We start from the raw sequence: 19,528 nt of genomic DNA on the forward strand, positions 1-19,528 counted from the left end.
CTGAGAGGCCATGAGGGCGGCGCCACACGGCCCCCGGGGCTACCTCTGCACGGCCCTGCGACGCTGTGCGCCCTCCAGCAGGATCTCGACAAACGCCCGGGCCGAAGCGCTCAGCGGTTCATCCTTACGGGTGACCACGCCATACTCCAGCGCAGGTACATGCAAGGGGCTGCGCAGCTCCTTGAATTGCCCGCTGGCCAGCTGTGCGGCAACCATCGAGCGCGGCAACATGGCAATCATCGGTGCCGATTGCAGCAGCTGCAGGAACATCGGCATGGAGATGGTCTCGACGCTGTCGGCAGGCGTGGCAATACCGGCCACCCGGAACGCTTGCTCCAGGCGGTTGCGGATCGGCGTACCGACCGGGTACAGCACCCACGGCCAGTCGCCTAGCGCTTCAAGGGGTGTGCTGTCGAGCTGGTTGAGCGGGTGCTCGCTGTTCACTACCAGGCTGAAAGGTTCGGGCTCCAGGGGCTGGAAGTCGAACAGCTGGCTGAAGCGCTCCTCAGTAAAGCGGCCGATCATGATGTCCAGCTTGTTCTGCTCAAGCATGGCCAGCAGGTGATCGCTGGAGTGCTCCACCACCTCAATCGACAGTAACGGGCTGCGCGCCTTGATGGCGGCGATGGCCTGCGGCAGAACCAATGCAGTCGCGGCAAAGATACCGCCAACCCGAATAAAGCCGTGCCCGCCGTTGCGCAGGCGGTTGACCTGGTCGACGAACTGCTGCGACTCGGCCAGCGCACCCTGTGCGTAACGCACTACGTATTCGCCCAGTTCGGTAGGTGGCATGCTGCGCGGCAGGCGCTCGAACAGGGCAAAGCCGAACTGCTCCTCAAGGTCGCGCAGCATCTTGCTCAGGGCCGGCTGGCTAAGGTTCATGCGGGTGGCGGTTGCGTGCATGTTGCGCGTGCGCGCCAGGGTATCGATCAGCACCAGGTGCTTGTAGCGAATCCAATTGCAAAAGCTGGAATGGGTCATGTCCGGCGGCATAGACGCAGGGCCTCATGCAGGGTGAAGGTCATTGCGCCCGCAAGTAGCGCAGCAAGGTATCGAGGGCAACCGAGTGGGGCCGTGAACGCAAGGTGAGTACACCGAGGTTGGCCATGGCCAGCGGCAGTTCCACCGGCAGGATGGCGACCATGCCATAGCGGGCATAATGCTCGGCCACGTCGTTGGGCACCACCGCAATCATTTCAGAGGCTTCAAGCATGGCCGTGGTCGCCAGGATCGAGGCGGTTTCGACGATGTCCAGCGACTGCACCATGCCGCCGGCCTGCAGTGCGCTTTCGACACGGCGGCGCATCGGGCTGCCGATGGGATGCAGGATCCAGGTCAGGCTCACCAGGTCGGCCAGCTGCAACCCGGTGGCGCTGGCCAAGGGGTGGCCTGCGCGGGCAATCACGCGCATCTGCTCACCGCCTTCGAACAGCTCGATGTTCAGCGCCTGGCTGTCGCTCTGGTCTGGCAGGCGCCCCACCACCATGTCGAAGTCACCGCGCAGCAAGGCGGGCAGCAAGGTATCGCTGGTACCCACTTCCAGGGCGATGCGTACCTTGGGGTGGTCGTGCTTGTAAGCCAGTATCGCCTTGGTCAGCACGCCCGGCACCGGCCCCATGACGCTACCCACCCGCACCAGGCCCAAGGCCCCGCGCGCCAGCTCGGCGATTTGCGCCTGGGCATGTTCGAACTCATGCAACGCGTTCTGTGCGTAGCGGATCATTACCTCGCCGTACAGCGTTGCTTGCATGCCCCTTGGCAAACGCTCGAACAAACGTACGCCAAGACGCTCCTCCAGTTGCTGCAGCAACAGGCTGGCCGCCGGTTGCGTGGTGTGCATCGCTGCCGCAGCGCGGCGCAGGTTGCCAAACTCGCCCAAGGCATTGAGCAGCGTGATCTGCCGGCTGGAGATTTTCAGTGCGCCAAGGCTGGCAGGCGCCTGGGCGTTATCGGGCAGCAAGCGAGACATATCGAATCCGGTATCGCTGGTTAAGATTTGGCGATTATGCCTGTATCGCTCGACAACCTACAGTCAGCGCTCCCAGTGCTTGAACAGAACAAGAGCCGACCATGAGCATTCGTATTACCCACCTCAGCGTACGCGACATCCGTTTCCCCACTTCACTGTCGCTGGATGGCTCAGACGCCATGAACAGCGCCCCCGACTATTCTGCGGCCTATGTGGTGCTGCACACCGACGCCGAGGCCCTCGAAGGCCACGGCCTGACGTTCACCATCGGCCGCGGCAACGAGATATGCGCGGCCGCGGTGCAGTCACTGGCGCCCTTGATCGTTGGCCTCACCCTCGATGAAATCACCGCCGACATGGGCGGCTTCTGGCACCGCTTTACCGTCAGCGACAGTCAACTGCGCTGGCTGGGCCCGGAAAAGGGCGTGATCCACCTGGCCACGGCCGCCATCATCAACGCCGTGTGGGACCTGTGGGCCAAGCACGAAGGCAAGCCCGTATGGAAACTGCTGGCCGACATGACACCGGAGCAGCTGGTGCGCTGCCTGGACTTCAGCTATGTCACCGACGTGCTCACCCCCGAAGAAGCCATTGCCCTGCTGCGACGCCAGGCGCCAGGCAAAGCCCAGCGCGAGGCACAGATGCTGCGTGAAGGCTACCCCGGCTACACCACCGCGCCAGGCTGGTTGGGCTACAGCGAAGAGAAAATGCGCAAACTGGCCCGCGAGGCCGTGGAAGATGGCTGGACCCACATCAAGCAGAAGATCGGTGCCGACCTGGAAGAAGACATCCGCCGCGCCAGTATCCTGCGCGACGAAATCGGCTGGGAGCGCACCCTGATGATGGATGCCAACCAAGTGTGGGGGGTCGAGGAGTCGATCACCAACATGCGCCGCCTGGCCGCCTTCGAACCGCTGTGGATCGAAGAGCCGACCAGCCCGGACGACATTCTCGGCCACGCCACCATTCGCCAACGCATCGCGCCAATTGGCGTGGCTACCGGTGAACATTGCCACAACCGCGTCATGTTCAAGCAAATGTTCCAAGCCGGTGCGCTGGACTTCTGCCAGCTGGACGCTGCCCGCCTGGGCGGCCTGAACGAGGTGCTGATCGTGCTGCTGATGGCGGCCAAGTACGACGTACCGGTGTGCCCGCACGGTGGTGGCGTCGGGCTGTGCGAATATGTGCAGAACATCGCCCTGTTCGACTACATCGCAGTGTCTGCCTCGCTGCACAACCGGGTGCTGGAGTACGTCGACCACCTGCACGAGCACTTCATCGACCCGGTGGTGATCCGCCGCGGGCGCTACATGCCGCCACAACGCCCGGGCTACAGCATCGAAATGCACGCCGAAACCCTGGAGCGCTACCAGTACCCCAACGGCGCCGTGTGGCTCGACATCAACCGCTCCTGACCCACAGACCTTGGCGTGTCGCGGTTACGCGGCACGTCACCAGCACATTTCACGGGGAAAAAAACAATGACAACCCTCACCCGTGCAGCGGCTTCGGCCCCTGCCGCCACCACTGAGCAGCGCCTGAACGGCCTGCTGTTGCGCAAATTGATGCCACTGCTCATCGTCGTCTATGTGATGAGCTTTCTTGACCGCACCAACATCGCCCTGGCGAAAGCCAGCATGGGCATCGACCTGGGCCTGTCGGCAGCGGCGTACGGCCTGGGTGCCGGCCTGTTCTTCCTCACCTATGCGCTGGCCGAAGTGCCCAGCAACCTGATCATGCATCGGGTGGGCGCGCGCTTCTGGATCACCCGCATCATGATTACGTGGGGTCTGCTTTCGGCGGGCATGGCCTTCGTCCAGGGTGAAACCTCGTTCTACATCATGCGCCTGTTGCTGGGCGTAGCCGAAGCGGGCCTGTTCCCGGGTGTCATGTTGTACCTGACCTACTGGTTCGACCGCGAACAGCGCGCCCGTGCCACGGGGTATTTCCTGCTGGGCGTGTGCCTGGCCAATATCCTTAGCGGGCCACTGGGCGGTGCCCTGCTGGAAATGGACGGCGTACTTGGCTGGCATGGCTGGCAATGGCTGTTCGTGCTCGAGGGCCTGCCCGCCGTGGCCTTGGCCTTCGTGGTGTGGAAGAAGCTGCCGGACGGCCCCGCATCGGCGCCCTGGCTGTCGGCTGCCGATGCCAAGGATATCGAACGCCGCCTGGCTGCGGAGCGGGCTGGTGCGCCACAGCAAAGCAAGTTGGGGCAGATGTTCCGCGACCGGCAGATCTGGCTGGCGATCGTGGTGTACTTCGTGCACCAGATCACCATCTACACGGTGATTTTCTTCTTGCCGGGCATCATCGGCACATACGCTGCGCTATCGCCTTTCCAGGTTGGCCTGCTGACCGCGGTACCTTGGGTTGCCGCCGCCATCGGCGCCGCCACGTTCCCACGCCTGGCCACCTCACCACGCCGCTGCCGCACCTTGCTGTTCTTCGGCCTGCTGACCATGGCGACCGGGCTGCTGCTGGCCTCGCTGGCCAACTCGTTCCTTGGCCTGATCGGGTTCTCCCTGACGGCGCTGATGCTGTTCGTGGTGCAATCGATCATCTTCGTCTTCCCCTCCAGCCGCCTGAGCGGCAATGCGCTGGCGGCCGGCCTGGCCTTCGTTACCACCTGTGGCCTGTTTGGCGGCTTCGTCGGGCCTTCGGTAATGGGGCTCATCGAGCAGACCACCGGCAGCACCCGCAATGGTTTGTGGATCATTGCTGCGTTGCTGGTAGTGGCGGCACTGGTCAGCACCCGCCTGCGCCAAGGGCAGGAACAACACTGAGCAACACGCACGCTTGCACCGCCTGCAAGCGCAGCCCTGTGCTGCACTTGCAGGCACTTCGATTTCAATGTGAGAAGCGGGCACGGCGCCGACAGCCTTGCTCCAGCGCTTGCGCCAAACGCTCCGCCGCTTGGTGCAGGTCGTCCGGCAGCCCGCCCGGCCACATCAACGCCAGGTATTGCGGGTAACGCCCCTGCACGCAGAACTGCGCGCCCGGCAGCGCATGCAACGCTGAACCTGCCAAAGCTGCGGCAACACGCTCCCATACCAGCGGCTGGCGAAAGCAAACCCACAGCATGTGCCCACCTTGCGGCATCTCAAACCTCACCTGTTGGCCAAATTGCAGCTCAAGCACATGCGCCAGGCCGTGAGTGCGCCTTTGCAGGTCTGTGCGCAGGTGTACCAGTTGTACGTCCATTTCCCCCTTGCCGAGCATGTGCGCAAGCGCTTGCAGACGCAGTGGCGCAAGCCGAAACGCACGTTCGACGAATGCCTTGGCCAGCACGGCGTCTTTGCTCAACAAATAGGCATACGGTGCTTCGGCCCCTACCGCAGGCTCGAACGTGCCCATCACCAGCAGCCTGTGCGGGTCGACCCAGTCACGCAGGCGCTTTTTGGGGGGCCCGTTGTAACAGAGCTCACTGTCCAGGTCGTTTTCCAGCAGCCAAACAGGGTGTTGGCCTAGCAACAGGCCAAGCTGTTGCTGATAGTACGGTGAAACCAGCCGCCCTTGCGGCATGCCCAGGCACGATGGCATGACCAGCATCTTTACAGGCTCGCTCCCCAGCAGCGTGGCCAGAGTGTGCAGGTCCGGATTACCCCGGGCATCCGGTGGCACCTCCAGCACACGCATGCCTGCACGCGTCAGGGCGCGCAGCACTTGCCGGCAACAGGGCGAATGCACCAGCACGGTACCGCCCTGCAAGGCCAGCGCCGCCAGCAGCGTCTCCAGCAACGCCGGCACATCAGGCGCCAGTTGCACATCATCGCGACACCAGTACTGGCTGGAAGAACGGGTATAGCGTTCTGCCAACGCACTGCGCAGGCGGGTGCTGCCAAGTGCCCCCCAAGGCTCGGCGCTGCGATCACGCTGGCGGGCGAAACGCCGTTCGTGGCCAAACAGGGCACGCTCCAGCAGCGGTTGCACGGGGGGTGGCAGGCAGGGCGTGGTCACCGCTTGCACTTTGCCGGCGTGTTGTACGTAATAACCCGACCTCGGCAAGCAGCGTACGCGGCCCTCCTCTTCCAGCAGGCTGTAGGCGCTCTGCACGGTTGCCAACGACACCCGCAGCCGTCTCGACAGTGTGCGCAGTGACGGCAAGCGGCATGGGCCACCGCTTGCCGCCTGATCGATCAAGGCTTCCAGGTAGCGATATACCTGGCGATACGCGAACTCGCCGGGGGCCACTCGCCCCATCAGGACAACCCCGCAAAACCGCGCCTCAGCCCCGACGCCTGCCGAGGCATCAACCTCAAGTGCACGTCGCGGCGGGCCAGGTTGTTCAGCAGGCGCCAGGCGGTCAGCGGCAATTGCCCGCTATAAATCGCCCGCAACTGCACCAGCGGCAGGCCACTGGTGTTCACCAGCCAGGCTTTCACCGCATCTGGGCAGGGTTTGCCCTGCAACGCCCGGTGTAGATACGGCAACGCCACCAACATGTCGGCATGCCGGCATTGCAGGAAACGTTCGAGGTTCTTCCCTTGCCGGGCAAAAGGGCTGAATAGCAAGCACACCAGCTGCGTCTGATTGATGCCGTAGGTTTTGCCGAGTTGCGACTGATGCATTTCGTGTTGCTTGCTACCGCCCGACTGCCCGGCCAGGCGCAACGCGGGGCGGCTGGACTGAGGATCCAGGCTGCGTGCACGCAGTTCATGCAACTGTGCCGCGGCTTGCGGATCGACGAATGCCGACAGTGGCCAGGCATCCGGGGCGTTCTCGATGCTACAACCCAGCATGCTATCAAGCGGCTGTGCTTCGACCACGTACGGTAGCAGGTCATCGAGGGCAATCAGCCGCACCATCTCCCTTTCTGCTGCGTCGCCCAATGCCGGCTGGCTAGTGGGGGCGCCCCCGACAACCCCATGCAACCGGCCCAGACCTTGGGCCAGCACCGCCAGGCACTGGTGCATCGCATACGGGCCGCGCTCGCCGGACAGGCGCAGGCTACGCCGGGCCCATGCCAGGTATCGGCGCCGCTGGGCACCGGGTATGGCGGTGACCAATGCATCGGCAGGTGCCTGTGCCTGCAACGCAAAGCCTATGGCCCCCGCCAGCTCCAGGTGCAGACGGCTACCCAGCAAGGCTTCAGGCCTCGCGTCGACCAAGTGGCCGAACATCAACAAGGCGTCTTTCGCCAGTGCCCAACGCTCGGGCCTGGCCGAGGGCTGGCGGCGAAACGGCACCACTGCGCCACCCTCGATCATCTGCAGCTGCACCCGCGGGTCATCCTGCATGAACAGTGCGCTGAAGCTGCGCTCATGCGCGTCCAGCCTGGCGCTGTCCGCAACCGGCAAGCTGACCACCAGCACCCGCAGCTGGAAGGTTACCGGCGCACGCAGGGCAATACTCAATTGTGCGGCACGCAGCATCGCCAACAGCCTGGCACTGTGGCGATCGCCGCCCTGCAACACCTGCAAGCGGAAGGTACCGATGTACTCGAGCCCGCCCGCCGCAACCAGCAGCCGCTGTATCAGCAACTGCAGGGAAGCACGCTGCGCCTGTGACATGTGGCTCAACAAGCGTTCGAGCACTTGTTCGTAGACGTAATGCATTGCCTGGTCGTGAATAGCTGTCACGAAATCACCTCACCCACTTCATTCAGCCGACACATGCCGAGCCCACTGTATTGAGCTTGAACCTGCGCCAAACTTACCCAGAAGAAATTTCCTACAATCGAATAGAAGTAATGACGTAACCCTTCACTGTCGCCAAGCCATCGAGAAAAGCCCTCCGCCACGATGACCTATCGCTAACGCACATTGCCCTGGCCTGGGCATAGCCATGCTCATTTCACGCTCCTTGCGCAAACTACTACCGGGCCATTATCGAGGGATGCAGAGCGAATTGAAGATACAGATTGCGGCAAAAAAACCATTCACCAGAAGTACGAACGCACATTGAAGCGCATGGCGAATGCGTTCAAGCCAGATTATTTGGCGGAATATTTCCGACAATTAAAAACCACCCCACTTAGATGTAGTACTTGTCACATTCAATTGTAGGAACGTTCCTATTTTTAATGTTTCAACCCCATCCCGCAGACACAAAAAAACCCGGGACTCGCCCGGGTTTTCCAGTAACGCATGCAACCGTCAGTGTTGTGCCATGTCCAGCACCACCCGCCCGCCGCACGGGCATTGGTCCATGTAGCGATGCGCCTCTACCACCTGCTCGAACGGATACACCTTGATGATCTGCGGTGTCAGCAACTGGTCGGCGGTGAACTGGTTGATGTCGCGCAAGGCGCGCTGCAAGGCCACCTGGTCCTGGCTGATGCCAAGTTCTGGCTTGCCGGTGAAGTTGCCAATGCAATGCACATAGAACTGGATGTTCTTCTGGAAAGCCGCGCACGCCGGGAACGGCGTTTGATTGCCGCCTTGCAGGCCATACAGCACCAGGCTGCCACGCGGTGCCAGCACGTCGCCCAGCAGCGACATCTGCGGGCCGCCCATGCCATCGAGAACCATGTCCACGCCGCGGCCATCGGTATACTTGCCAACCTGCAGCAGCAAGTCCTGCTCTTCGGTGACAATCACTTTGTCGGCGCCCAGGCCCAGCAGGTACTCACGCTGCTCCGCTTCCTTGGTGGCCGCAAACACTTTCAGCCCCAATGCCTTGCCCAGCTGCACGAAGGCAGGGCCGGCGCAATGGCTGGCATCGGTGACCAGCGCAGTCTGCCCGGCCTTGGCCCGCGCCAGGTCGACGTAGGCGAAATAGGCGATCAGCAGCGGCGTATAATGCACGCTGGCCTCGATCGGGGTGAGTACATCCGGATAGCGGGTAATGGCTGAACGCGGCAGCACGATGACATCACCATACACCGGGTGGTCGTTGGCACTGGTAGCCGGGAAGCTGGCAACCCGATCACCGACGGCAATGTCTTCTACCCCTTCACCGACCGCCGTCACCACCCCGGCCATTTCGTGGCCGATCCCCGCAGGCAGGCGTGCCTGGGACGGCGCCAGGTTCTGGCGCCAAAGCACGTCATACCAGCTGACGCCAACCGCCTGGACGCGGATCTGAACCTCGTCGGCAGCGGGTGACGGTTCGGCCTGCTCCTCGCAACGGAGCACATCGGCAGCGCCGAACTTGTGGAAACGGATCATGCGGGACATCGCATACCTCGCCTTTGTGAACCTCTAATTACCACTGACTCTATCCGGGCTTTACCGGTTAGACCATCAGCGGTCATTAATAGTCGACATGCTTGTCATCGATTGGGCACCTCACTTTCCCTGCAATTGGTCCCCCTAAACCCGTGCAGGGTAACAGCCTTTGGCCTTAAGATTCACCCCTGCCCCACTTTAGGCGAAGCGCACCGATGAATCGAAACGACCTGCGTCGCGTAGACCTCAACCTGCTGATCGTGTTCGAAACGCTGATGCACGAGCGCAGCGTGACCCGTGCCGCGGAAAAACTGTTCCTCGGCCAACCGGCCATCAGCGCGGCTCTGTCGCGCCTGCGCAACCTGTTCGACGACCCGCTGTTCGTGCGCACCGGGCGCAGCATGGAGCCCTCGGCGCGGGCCCACGAGATCTTCGCCCTACTGTCGCCGGCGCTGGACTCCATTTCCACGGCGGTCAGCCGCGCGGCCGAATTCGACCCCGCCACCAGCAATGCCGTCTTCCGCATCGGCCTGTCGGACGACGCCGAGTTCGCCCTGCTGCCACAGTTGCTCAAGCGCATTCGCGCAGAAGCGCCTGGTATCGTGCTGGTGGTGCGGCGGGTCAATTACCTGCTGATGCCTACGTTGCTGGCTTCGGGCGAGATTTCGGTGGGCGTCAGCTACACCAGCGAACTGCCGGCCAACGCCAAGCGCAAAGTACTGCGCCGCAGCATGCCGAAACTGCTGCGGGCCGACAGCGTGCCCGGCAGCATCACCCTGGACGACTTCTGTGCGCGCCCGCATGCGCTGGTGTCGTTTGCCGGGGACCTTTCCGGGTTTATCGACGAAGCGTTGGAAGAAATTGGTCGCAAGCGCCATGTGGTGCTGGCGGTGCCGCAGTTCAACGGGCTGGGGAGCTTGCTGGCAGGCACGGATATCGTGGCAACGGTGCCGGACTACACGGCCGATGCACTGACGGCGGCGGGTGGTTTGCGTGCCGAGGACTTGCCGATACCCGTGCGCAGTTTCGAGCTGCACATGGCTTGGCGTGGAGCGCAGGATAACGACCCGGCGGAGCGGTGGTTACGGTCGAGGATCCAGATGTTTTTCGGAAGCGCTGACATTTTTGACACGCCCGAGAATCTTTCTACATCATGAGCCTTTGACTCACTTGCTTCATGAGAGGTAACTTGCGTTAAAGTCTGCCGATCCCGTGAGTTGCCGCTATCGACCCGAGACAAACTCCACTAAAAACGCTGTTGTCATCGCCGGCATGCCTGGTCGCTCCGATAGCTGAGCTTAACTTCGTCAGCCAATTCGAGAAAATGCAGCACTGTAGCGATGACTAAAAAACAGATAGGAACACTGAGCATTGGATCACAACCGATACAGTCGATGCTAGAGCTTACCAGCATACTGCCGAATAGAATCCCGATAAAGACCCGAAAGCAAACAGACCCCTGGAAAACGTCAAGCCTCAGGTCATTGGATGCCATGAGCGTCTAGTCATGCAGCTAAGGTCTCTCAGGTTTGTTCCATGCAGTGTTTGCGACATCTCTTTTCGTACAGAGCTTAAGGCCAGACGCCATAGTAACATGGGCGAGCGCCTAACCTGACCAAGCGACGAATCTATATTGCAACTCAATTAATACCAAATTGAAATAACTATAAAAATATTCCCCCCGAAATATTATAAATCTAATTTACTGCAGGGCTATCATATCAACTGTTACCCTGCACGCGCGGCACTCGTCGCTTGGTGATTCAGAGCACCCTTTGCATGTCAACCAAAAAACGTGAAAACACCACTCTCTAGGTTTCCAGCGATGAACCAGGAAAACGAGAAAATAAGAGAGTTACTGAAAGACAAGCCAGCTGATTTTGATAGCCACAAAGACTGGGCAAACTTTAATCTTGCCGCAAGGTCAGCCACGAAAAAGAGAAGCCCTCTAGAGCAAATATCTGCATGCGCAACAACCGTATCAGCTATCATCGGCATCGCAGCAGTATCAGTCACAACTTACCAACTATGGAATAAAATCGACCAGGAAAAACAAGAGAGTAGGCAGCATGCTCAATTTGAAGCTCTAAAGCTTTATACCGAGAGCTGGGATAAATTTAACGACAAGAGAAACTGTCGAAAGTTTGAGATATTTGCTGAAGGCATAAGGGAGTCTTATAACGAATTGGCGATCTCGGCCAGCCAAGAATTTGCCCGAGTTTGCCGAACTGAAATTGGGAGTTCAGAGCAAACCGCTAGTGTTACAGGAGACAAGCCGCTACGAGACACATCCTATAGCTCACTTGAAAAAACAACTCCGAGCAGTCAAATTCAAGCAGCCAACGCTGAAGGTTTCTACGGCCTGACAGTTTACATACAATATAGCTCAGACAACCCCTCAAGCAAGGATAATGCCGAGAAGATACGAAGTTTCATTGCCAGCGATGAAATAGGGGCGAGTGCACCCGGAAAAGAAGGCGTATCTAATGTACCTAAATACGACCAGATCCGTATCTACAAGGACGCTCAGAAAACACTGGCGAGTCGACTAGCTAAAGAATTGAACGATAAATTTAGTATGAATTTCAAAATTATCAGCTTGGAAATGGCATACCCCAATCTTCCGGCCAATCGTCTGGAGATCTGGCTAAAAGATAATTGATCTAGATTGGTTTAACGCCTTCCGGGGACGCAGCGAGCAAAGGGCGAGGGTCAACGCTCAAGATAAAATCGTACAGCCAGCAGTTGCAATAAAATTGTCAGGTCGACCTCACCTACGAATAGACTTCGGACGTTTTTTCACGCCACAGCCTTTCAAGGAAGAGCGTGCAGTAATCTGTTAAATTACAGGCCTGGCGGCAAGGTTACGCCAGAACTTCATAAGACTATCGACCCCCATGAACGCGGCGCTCCATATCGTTGCGTCGCAGACCAGAACGTGCCCGCGACGCTTGCCAAACGGCGGCGCCCATAGCAACGCATTGAAATGCGTATTGCCTTCGGTGACAAAGGGATGAGGGTCGGCCTCGAGGCTTATGAGCTGGCGTGCAAGCACACGATACGCCGCTACACCACGGCCGACTGGCTGAAGGTGCGGCAAATGCGGGTGCGCATTGAAGTTTTCCACCGCGAGGCTCCGACCGCCACCGAGGAACCGCTCCAAATCGAGCTCCCTAGCCACCTCAAGCGACGCTGGCTGCCCATCTGGACCGACAGCCGGTCGCAGTCCATAGAGGTTCTCGACGGGAAGTTCCAACGCGTTTAGTAATGAACGCGCGTACCCACCGAGCCGCTGTATGCCGGGCACAAGCGAGTCAGCATGGTGCCGATGCTCCTCCACTTGCCGCCGCAAGGTCTCGCCCTCGTAGCATTCAACTTCGTCGCGCTCCTCGCCGCCAACGCAGTGATGCGGACAAACAATAAGCATCTTCTCTGGGCACGCCAGGAAAGCACGGAGCACTGCGATGTCCTCCGTGCTCGGCAAACGCTGGGCTCTGAAGTGGTCGATGCTTACAATAACGATTGTGTGCGGATTGCCGGCGAGCACCTCACGAAGGGAATGGACTGTTCCATCAAGCTCGCGACCAGCGATGACCGTTGGCTCGACGCCAGTCTCCTCTGCGACGACCTGCAGAAATACGGTGAAATCGCTTAGCACGACACGGTCGAGGAATCCGGCGATACCTTGGTCGCCGCCTTTTAGGTGTTGCAGCATTGGCCAAGCAACACGACGCACCTCGTAAAGCGCAGGAAAACGATTATTGAGCTCATCAAGTGGCCTACTAGCCTCATCTAGTTTGTCCCAAGGGAAATAGAGAGCAAACTTGCGGTTCGAAGGCATGTCAGCCCCCCAATTAGGTTGTCCGGTTTAGCAAACCGTATGCGGCCGTCGCTGCTCGCCTGAGCGCAGTCTCGAGGGTGTCCAGGAAGTCTGTCGTTGCGACGTCAACGCCAGTCTCCGTGACCCAAGGGTCCATTACGACCGATCGAAGGACAGTAATGTGGTCGATTCCCAACACATCACTTGTACCGAGTCGAGCTGTATAGTCATCGAAAAAGGCTTGGCCATAAGCTTTGCGTTCGAAGTTGGTCGTACTCACGATCATATCTTGGCCATAGATGTCCTCGAAAGGCTTAAGGCTGAGCTCGTGGTACATCGCTTCGTTGAAGAGGTTGGCAAGATGTAAACTTGTGTTCGGCTCGCCCGATGGGAGTCGAAAGTTGAACGCGTAAGCCAGGATGTTCAGGTCTGGACCAACCGTACGTAGATGGTTGTCAAAGTCATCAGGGGGGGGGCCACTCGGACGACTCAGGTGCTGTAATAAGTATGCTGTTTTCGCCCGCTCATCCTCCCCGGGAAGCGAGGCCGGCAGACGTGGCAACGGTACAGCGTAGAACAAGTCGTCACGACCGATCTCAAGCAGGCGAGCGTATAGCCGCTTACAACTGTAGAGCGCTCGACCAATAATGAGTCCATACCCACTTTTCGAAGGTCGAATCACGCGATGACTGAGATATACCGCTGAAACTGCGGCGCCCGGCTTCGACCCCTCAACGCCGTAGATACCGACCGTCGGCTCCGCCTCGCCGTGATAGACAACTGGCGCGGAAAAAGTAACTAGGCTACGCATGCGAGAATTACGGTAGCAAAGCGCTCCTGCCGGATACGGGATGTACCCCGACTTGTGCGGGTCCACGGTGATTGAGTCTGCTTGACCGAGCACGCTATATTGTACCTTGCAGTAATCGGAAAGCCCCGAGTGCTGTAGCGGTGCCCCCATATCGAAACTTGCGGCGGGCGTAGGCATGTCGAAGTCCGAGCGCTCGACCGACGCATGGTATCCACCAAAGGCGCCGTCAACATGCACGGAGAAGTCAATACCATGCGACATTCGGAGTTCGTCGCGCAAGGCGAGCACTGCAGCAAGCGGGTCGACCGAGCTCTCCTCGGTTGATCCGAGGACCGCGACGACCATTAGCACGGGGCGCCGTTCGTTTGAGAACTTGACTAGTTTCGCTCGTAAGTCGGCGACATCAAGGCGCGCGTCGGCATCGACGCACACATCAGATAAATGAGCCGAGCCAATACCAACAAGCGCGGCCGCTTTGGAGAACGAGTAATGCTTGGTGCCTGGAACAAAGATAACCGGACTCTTAATGCCAATGGCCAGTCTTTCGCTAAACCCTTGGTAGCCGAGCGTCTGTAACGAGTAGGGAGCCACTGCGTCCGAGACGAGTCGCGTACCCTCAAGTTCGTCTAACTCCAGGGCAGTTGCGACGGCGCTCGGCAGACCAAGTATTTCGTCCACGTTAAGGTTGAGCACCTGCCAATCGTCAAGGCTAAGTAGCGGTAATGGCGTCTCGCATCCGGCCGGGGTGACTGTCAGTTTTTGGCGGGCGGAAGCCAGACGCCCATCCTCAGCCAGCGCAGCGCGCAGTGCCAGTGGATAGAACTTAAGGTTGCGCGCTGCCCAGACCGCTTCAATGTTGGCTACCGTACCATCACAGGTGATATGGCCCCAAGGAGGCATGAGGTCCCCAGGAACACCGCCATCGGGCCCCGGAACTTTATAGCCGAGCATACGGCACAGATCGTCCCCTACTAGCCCTTCTAGAATTGTCGTCGCTGTTGACCCTTCGAATGCGACGTTATTTGGGTTGTAGAGCATCGCAGCAAAGTAGCCGAGGATGCCGGGGAGCGTTGTCTCCCAGTTCATGTGTCCCTGGTAACGCATAGAGAAAAATGGCACCGACTTCTTGAGGAACGCGAGCAGACCGGAGTATCCCTCTTCAAGACAACTGAGGCCGTCAAGATATTCCGGTGATCGCTTGATCGCCTCGGTGATGTGGGATGGATCCTCAGGATGAAAGTTCCGGCGCCAATAGACTTGGTCGCGCACGGCTTCGACAACCAGGCGCTCAAACAACTCGGCGTTCTCGCCGCGCGGCCCGAGGAACCAAGCCTCGACCGCGCGACTGCCCTTTCCGGCGAACATAGCAAACGATCGGAACTCTTCGACGCCGCGACCCGATAAAATCCGCAGACTGGGTGTACCTTCGGTGCCTGGCATCGCTTAGTCCTCCCACCCGTCCGGGGGCAGTTGGATTCCCCCCCGACACCCGACGAAGCTCGCGTTTGGGCAACTGGCATCGAAGCCCATCCCAAACCTCGCGAAGGCTTGCCAAGCCGCATGTTGAACGTTTTCGTATTCGACCGGGGACAAACGACTGCCTTTCATTGCCGCGAAGGAACGGAGAATTGCATTGCGTGCGACAAGGAATGAGGGATTCTTCGGCGTCAGCTTGAGACCGTCGACGACCGCTTGCCATGTGACTTGGTAGCCGCGCGGCTTGTTGCCGAGGGCAATGACAATAACACGGGTCAGTTGCATCAAGGCCGCGCACCAAATTTCGCCGACGGCGTGGACTTCCTGGTAGCTGAGATTGTCATTGCCAGGGCCTGACACCTCTCCTTCACCCTTACCGATGTCACCGAAGGTGCCAGGATAATTTGTGTCGTAGGGTCGCTGTCGGATCCCCTGCTCTCTTTTCGTCACATAGCTCCCAGTCACAACGCGTTCATCTTGCCGTGCGAAGTTGATGATTGTCAGAGCGAAGAAGTCGCCCCAGCCCTCCCCCATCGCAACGGATTGGTCCTCGCTTAGTCCCATGGCGTCACGCAATCCACCTACCAGACGATTAGTAACGCCATGGACGAACTCGTGGAACACAACATCTGCATCATTTGCCGTGTGGCGTCCCGTAGCCACAACTATTCCCATGTTCATCACCGCAAACATTCCATCGGCGCGCGTTGCCATGTTGGCCGTGCCGTAGACCGCCTGTGGATGTGCGAAGGCGAGAACGGGGTCCCCACCTTTACCCTTACTCATGACGTTGGTGGCCTGAAAGTTCCCAGACTCCTCCGTGAAGCCGAGCAGCAGAAAGAAGTCATGCATGTAATTGCAGAAGAAGAAAATATTCGTGATGTACTGGCTTGGCGTGTCGACGGCCTCGTCGAATTCACCCCCGTCTCCGTTGGCGATAATTTTCAACGGCAGTCGGGTTGCGCCGTTTTGGGCGCGCACATTGTTGCCCTCAGTCGTGATACTCCCGTTAAGGACTTCAGTCCAAGGAAGCGGGAAATCAATAAGGTCGCCAACTGAGTGGCTGGGAATCGGGTAGACCTCGGCAGCAAGCGGAAAGTTAACTCGCGTAAACTGCCCTTCATCTGGGTTATGCATGAAGACCTTGCCACCGATCGCCTCGCTGGTTAGATCCCGTGCATAGAGGATCTCGGGGTCATTGGGATCCGCCTTCGCGTCGGCCGCGACGAAAATCAGGTATTGGGCAAGGTGGAATTCACGGGCGATCACGAAGCGCCAAGTAAGCCTGGTATGGTCACCCATGGGGAGGTAGCAAAGCGAAGCAGCCGCGATGTCCTCAAACGGTCCGTTGTCAAAGGCCGTTGTCTTCGAGGCGCGGGGGCTTTGGCCCATCCGGACGGGTGTCCACTGAGAGAGATCGAGCGGTGGTAGGTTGGATGTTTGTCCCAGATCGTCGGTTTTGGTTCTTGTTTTTGCCGCCTCGGTGGCAGCAACCAGTAATGCGACTTCCGGTTCGACTGCCGCCTCGGTTGGCAGGCTCGACTCAAGCGACAGCGTGTCACCTGAAACACGATCTACGGCGCCGTCTGGCTTGAACCACACCTTCGGCTCCATGCCCCATATCTCAATTCCATTAAGCGTCTGCTGGAGACTCACGATACGCATCCTTTCAGAGGTCGTCGGGACCTTTGGGTCCGCCTCAAACTCTACAGGCACCCCCAGCTCAAACCCGATCGAGCTTGAAACGGAGCGAAGATAGCTTTTGGCGTTTGCAATCAACTCCCCATTTGTGATGAGCCGAGAAGCCGGAAAAGGCGAGACAGCGCGCTCAGGCCGTAGATCATTGAGGTGACCGGTAAAAATATTGACGTTTCCGGGTTCTGGACCCGCCTTGACGGTATGTCCTACATCTCCCGAGACAGCTTCCAAAGTGTTGAGAAAGCGATCAGAACCTCCCGTTGCATTCAGACGGTCGTAATGAAGGCTTCGTTTGTCAACTATCGTCTGGCTCATTACGCATTCCTTCGGTGAAAATGGGTCAAAGGCCTACGAGCGTCAGGGCAGTCGTCGCAACAGCACGCGCGATCTCGGCGGCGTAGTCAGTGTTGTGGTCCAAGTCGTTTAGAGTGTCGCCTGGGCGGTGGTACTGCCGGGAACCGCTGGCTGGTGCTGTGTCGGCAAAAAAATTTTCAGAAACGGCCACGGCTGCCCATCCGCGTTCGTGAAAGCTCGCATGGTCGCTGCGGCCAGCCGCTGGGTCCGCCGGACCTGTAATCCTCTCGATCTCGAAGCTCGGAGCTAACGCTTTGACCGACACCGCGACAATGTCACCAAGCATGTTCGAGGCCCTGACCACTGCACCTTCGATGGCCGAGCCCGCATGAATTTCGACCTTGTGCGCCCCGCCTTGGTAGCCTCCAATCATGTCCATCTGCAGCACGGCAGCAATCCGGTCACCGGCCCCAGCCGCCGCACGCGCGTACACCTTGCTGCCGACCAAGCCCTGCTCCTCAGCATTGAATAGGACAAAGCGTATCGTGCGTGCCGGCTTGCGCCCGGCGTTAAGGATCATACTCAGACACTCGGCTGCAGCCAGGACTGCAGCTACGCCACTTGCGTCATCATCGGCACCGGGGGCGGGGTCTATCGCCGGATCGTAGCGACGGGGAACTCCGTTCGAATCGAAATACTCACCTTCGGCCGCAGTCGAGTCGAGATGCGCAGTGATCAGTACAACAGTATCCGAGTCGATGACGGAGTACTCGGCCTCTACGTTCGCGAGACGCTTGCCACGGAATGAAAACTCCTGATGTTGCACGGCCAAGCCTAGTTCACGGAATCGCCTGACGAGTGCGTCGACGACAAGCATATTGTCCTCGCTACCGACGTCACGACTGCGTACCCTGTACGGCTTACCGTACTCGAGTGGGTCAGCACCTGAAAGACGTGCAACATGTGCGCGGATCACCGCAGAGGTGATCGACATCCTCACCGCTTCGAGCGTCATATCGGAAGGCTCGCCTGGCGCAAATCCATTGACTAATTCCAAAGCCTGGGCCTCACCGGGGCGCGACAACAGCGCGGGGTCTGGCAGCAGTCGCTCGGTATGTCCGTGCTTCGCGCCCGGAATATGCAACTCTTCAATAGGCGTGCCAGCTGCGACGGCGACGTATACTCCACCAGGCCCCGGGCCCAGCGATGTGACCGTTGCGGTAAACCCCTCCAATTCGTTAGAGATGTAGGCAAACGTAGCCTCCGCGTGTATGCGCGCCTTGGCAGCTTGGTCTTTTAGACCGGCGTCGAAGGAAGGCGCAGACGCAATAACCACTCGGTCATCACGTATCAGATAGGCCGAGGTATCTTCAACGGTACTTCTTAGATCGACCGTGAAACCATGTTGCTCTAGCGCACTTACACCATATGCGGTCGCCATCGCCAATACGAGACGTGCCGATGGGACGTGCACAGGCACCACCTCATTGGCATTGGCTATCACCTCAAGTTCGGCAAGGCTACGGCCCTCCGAGATGTCAATCCGCAGCCAGAACACAAGACGATTTTCAACTGCAGCACGCGCAAAAACAGGGTGCGGGGCAGTACGTAACCCTGCTTCACGCGCGAGCATTCGCTCATCGGGACTCTCGCCTATGAAAACGCATTCGGCCGCAGCGGCGTTTGTGCTCGCGACAGCGTCTTCAAAAATATTTGGATTGTTCTTTGAACCCCAGTGAACAAGCAGTGGGTCGTCGAAGTAGGCCCCAAATTTCTCTGCAAGAGCAGCCGTTGCACGCTCGCAAACCGCATCCCCCACTCCGACATTGGAAATTACGCCTTTGCGGCGCACATCTGCGAGTCCATCGAGTACCTCAAAGATGCGTGCTCGAGAAATGAAGGTAAACGATCCCTCAGCATCGACTTTTACGTCGGCGATGGTTGCTCCAATATCGAAAAAAAGAATCGCCATATCGATCTCTCTCCGTGAAGCTGAACCTATACTCACCGTGTGACTCAAAAATTTAACAGTCCAGCCCAACCCACAAATAAACTGACCAAGGAATACTCTGAACATCCATAATCATGGATGCGCTCAGCGTTACATTGGACACACCTTTGGGGTATAGCACAGGTCCCTTTAGGTGCAAGCTAAATACAGGGGGGCGCAATGTGTTCGATGTCAATGCAGATAACGCTGGAGCGTCCTCTCTGGATCGCGCTAGCCAACCCTGCTCCTGGTTCAACTAGGCGCACGGATGAACGTGCCATCGGCGATAGTGCCTCCAATCTGCTCACGTCAAGTTAGGCTACCCCAGCAGCAACGTTCCAGCGATTAACAGACTCAAAAC

Annotated in this window: 13 protein-coding genes; 4 read left to right on the forward strand and 9 right to left on the reverse strand. The window is 58.9% G+C overall.

What is annotated here, in order from left to right; all coding sequences use genetic code 11:
- Positions 1-39: 39 nt before the first annotated feature.
- Both A0O30_RS20270 and A0O30_RS20275 read right to left on the reverse strand, forming a co-directional pair.
- Positions 40-993: a LysR family transcriptional regulator gene (locus A0O30_RS20270; protein ID WP_105947722.1), complete on the reverse strand. Its 954-nt coding sequence runs from the start codon at positions 991-993 to the stop codon at positions 40-42.
- Between the two features lie 28 nt (positions 994-1,021).
- The gene (locus A0O30_RS20275) at positions 1,022-1,969 is read right to left on the reverse strand and encodes a LysR family transcriptional regulator (RefSeq protein ID WP_105947723.1); all 948 of its coding nucleotides are present in this window, start codon (positions 1,967-1,969) and stop codon (positions 1,022-1,024) included.
- Between the two features lie 101 nt (positions 1,970-2,070).
- On the opposite strand from A0O30_RS20275, the gene A0O30_RS20280 reads away from it, so the two are divergent.
- Both A0O30_RS20280 and A0O30_RS20285 read left to right on the forward strand, forming a co-directional pair.
- Positions 2,071-3,384, forward strand: coding sequence for an L-fuconate dehydratase (locus A0O30_RS20280; protein WP_105947724.1), 1,314 nt, complete (start codon positions 2,071-2,073; stop codon positions 3,382-3,384).
- A 66-nt stretch (positions 3,385-3,450) separates the two neighbouring features.
- Positions 3,451-4,752, forward strand: coding sequence for an MFS transporter (locus tag A0O30_RS20285; protein ID WP_105947725.1), 1,302 nt, complete (start codon positions 3,451-3,453; stop codon positions 4,750-4,752).
- 64 nt (positions 4,753-4,816) lie between these two features.
- On the opposite strand, the gene A0O30_RS20290 is transcribed toward A0O30_RS20285, so the two are convergent.
- The 3 genes from A0O30_RS20290 to A0O30_RS20305 form a co-directional block, all read right to left on the reverse strand.
- Complete coding sequence (locus A0O30_RS20290; protein WP_105947726.1) at positions 4,817-6,169, reverse strand: GntR family transcriptional regulator; 1,353 nt, start codon at positions 6,167-6,169, stop codon at positions 4,817-4,819.
- Positions 6,169-7,548, reverse strand: coding sequence for a hypothetical protein (locus tag A0O30_RS20295; RefSeq protein ID WP_105947727.1), 1,380 nt, complete (start codon positions 7,546-7,548; stop codon positions 6,169-6,171). Before A0O30_RS20295 ends, A0O30_RS20290 begins: the two co-directional genes overlap by 1 nt.
- A gap of 516 nt (positions 7,549-8,064) precedes the next feature.
- Positions 8,065-9,087, reverse strand: a complete 1,023-nt coding sequence (locus tag A0O30_RS20305) for a zinc-dependent alcohol dehydrogenase family protein (RefSeq protein ID WP_105947728.1) — start codon at positions 9,085-9,087, stop codon at positions 8,065-8,067.
- A gap of 206 nt (positions 9,088-9,293) precedes the next feature.
- Between A0O30_RS20305 and A0O30_RS20310 the strand changes: the two genes are divergently transcribed.
- Both A0O30_RS20310 and A0O30_RS20320 read left to right on the forward strand, forming a co-directional pair.
- Complete coding sequence (locus A0O30_RS20310; protein WP_105947729.1) at positions 9,294-10,235, forward strand: LysR family transcriptional regulator; 942 nt, start codon at positions 9,294-9,296, stop codon at positions 10,233-10,235.
- A 668-nt stretch (positions 10,236-10,903) separates the two neighbouring features.
- On the forward strand, positions 10,904-11,740 hold the full coding sequence (locus tag A0O30_RS20320; RefSeq protein WP_105947731.1) for a hypothetical protein: 837 nt from the start codon (positions 10,904-10,906) through the stop codon (positions 11,738-11,740).
- A gap of 177 nt (positions 11,741-11,917) precedes the next feature.
- Here A0O30_RS20320 and A0O30_RS27725 read toward each other — a convergent pair whose 3' ends face one another.
- From A0O30_RS27725 to A0O30_RS20345, 4 genes are read right to left on the reverse strand one after another with little or no spacing between them, the layout of a single operon-like run.
- Positions 11,918-12,919, reverse strand: coding sequence for a hypothetical protein (locus A0O30_RS27725; protein ID WP_146256320.1), 1,002 nt, complete (start codon positions 12,917-12,919; stop codon positions 11,918-11,920).
- A gap of 13 nt (positions 12,920-12,932) precedes the next feature.
- The gene (locus A0O30_RS20335) at positions 12,933-15,149 is read right to left on the reverse strand and encodes a pyridoxal-dependent decarboxylase (protein WP_105947734.1); all 2,217 of its coding nucleotides are present in this window, start codon (positions 15,147-15,149) and stop codon (positions 12,933-12,935) included.
- Between the two features lie 3 nt (positions 15,150-15,152).
- Entirely contained in the window at positions 15,153-17,198 is a 2,046-nt protein-coding gene (locus tag A0O30_RS20340) for a M36 family metallopeptidase (protein ID WP_105947735.1), read from the reverse strand.
- Between the two features lie 25 nt (positions 17,199-17,223).
- On the reverse strand, positions 17,224-19,254 hold the full coding sequence (locus A0O30_RS20345) for a M28 family metallopeptidase (RefSeq protein ID WP_218274923.1): 2,031 nt from the start codon (positions 19,252-19,254) through the stop codon (positions 17,224-17,226).
- Positions 19,255-19,528: the final 274 nt, after the last annotated feature.

The organism is Pseudomonas sp. LLC-1 (genome assembly GCF_002992185.1).
GTDB classification, from domain to species: Bacteria; Pseudomonadota; Gammaproteobacteria; order Pseudomonadales; family Pseudomonadaceae; genus Aquipseudomonas; species Aquipseudomonas monteilii.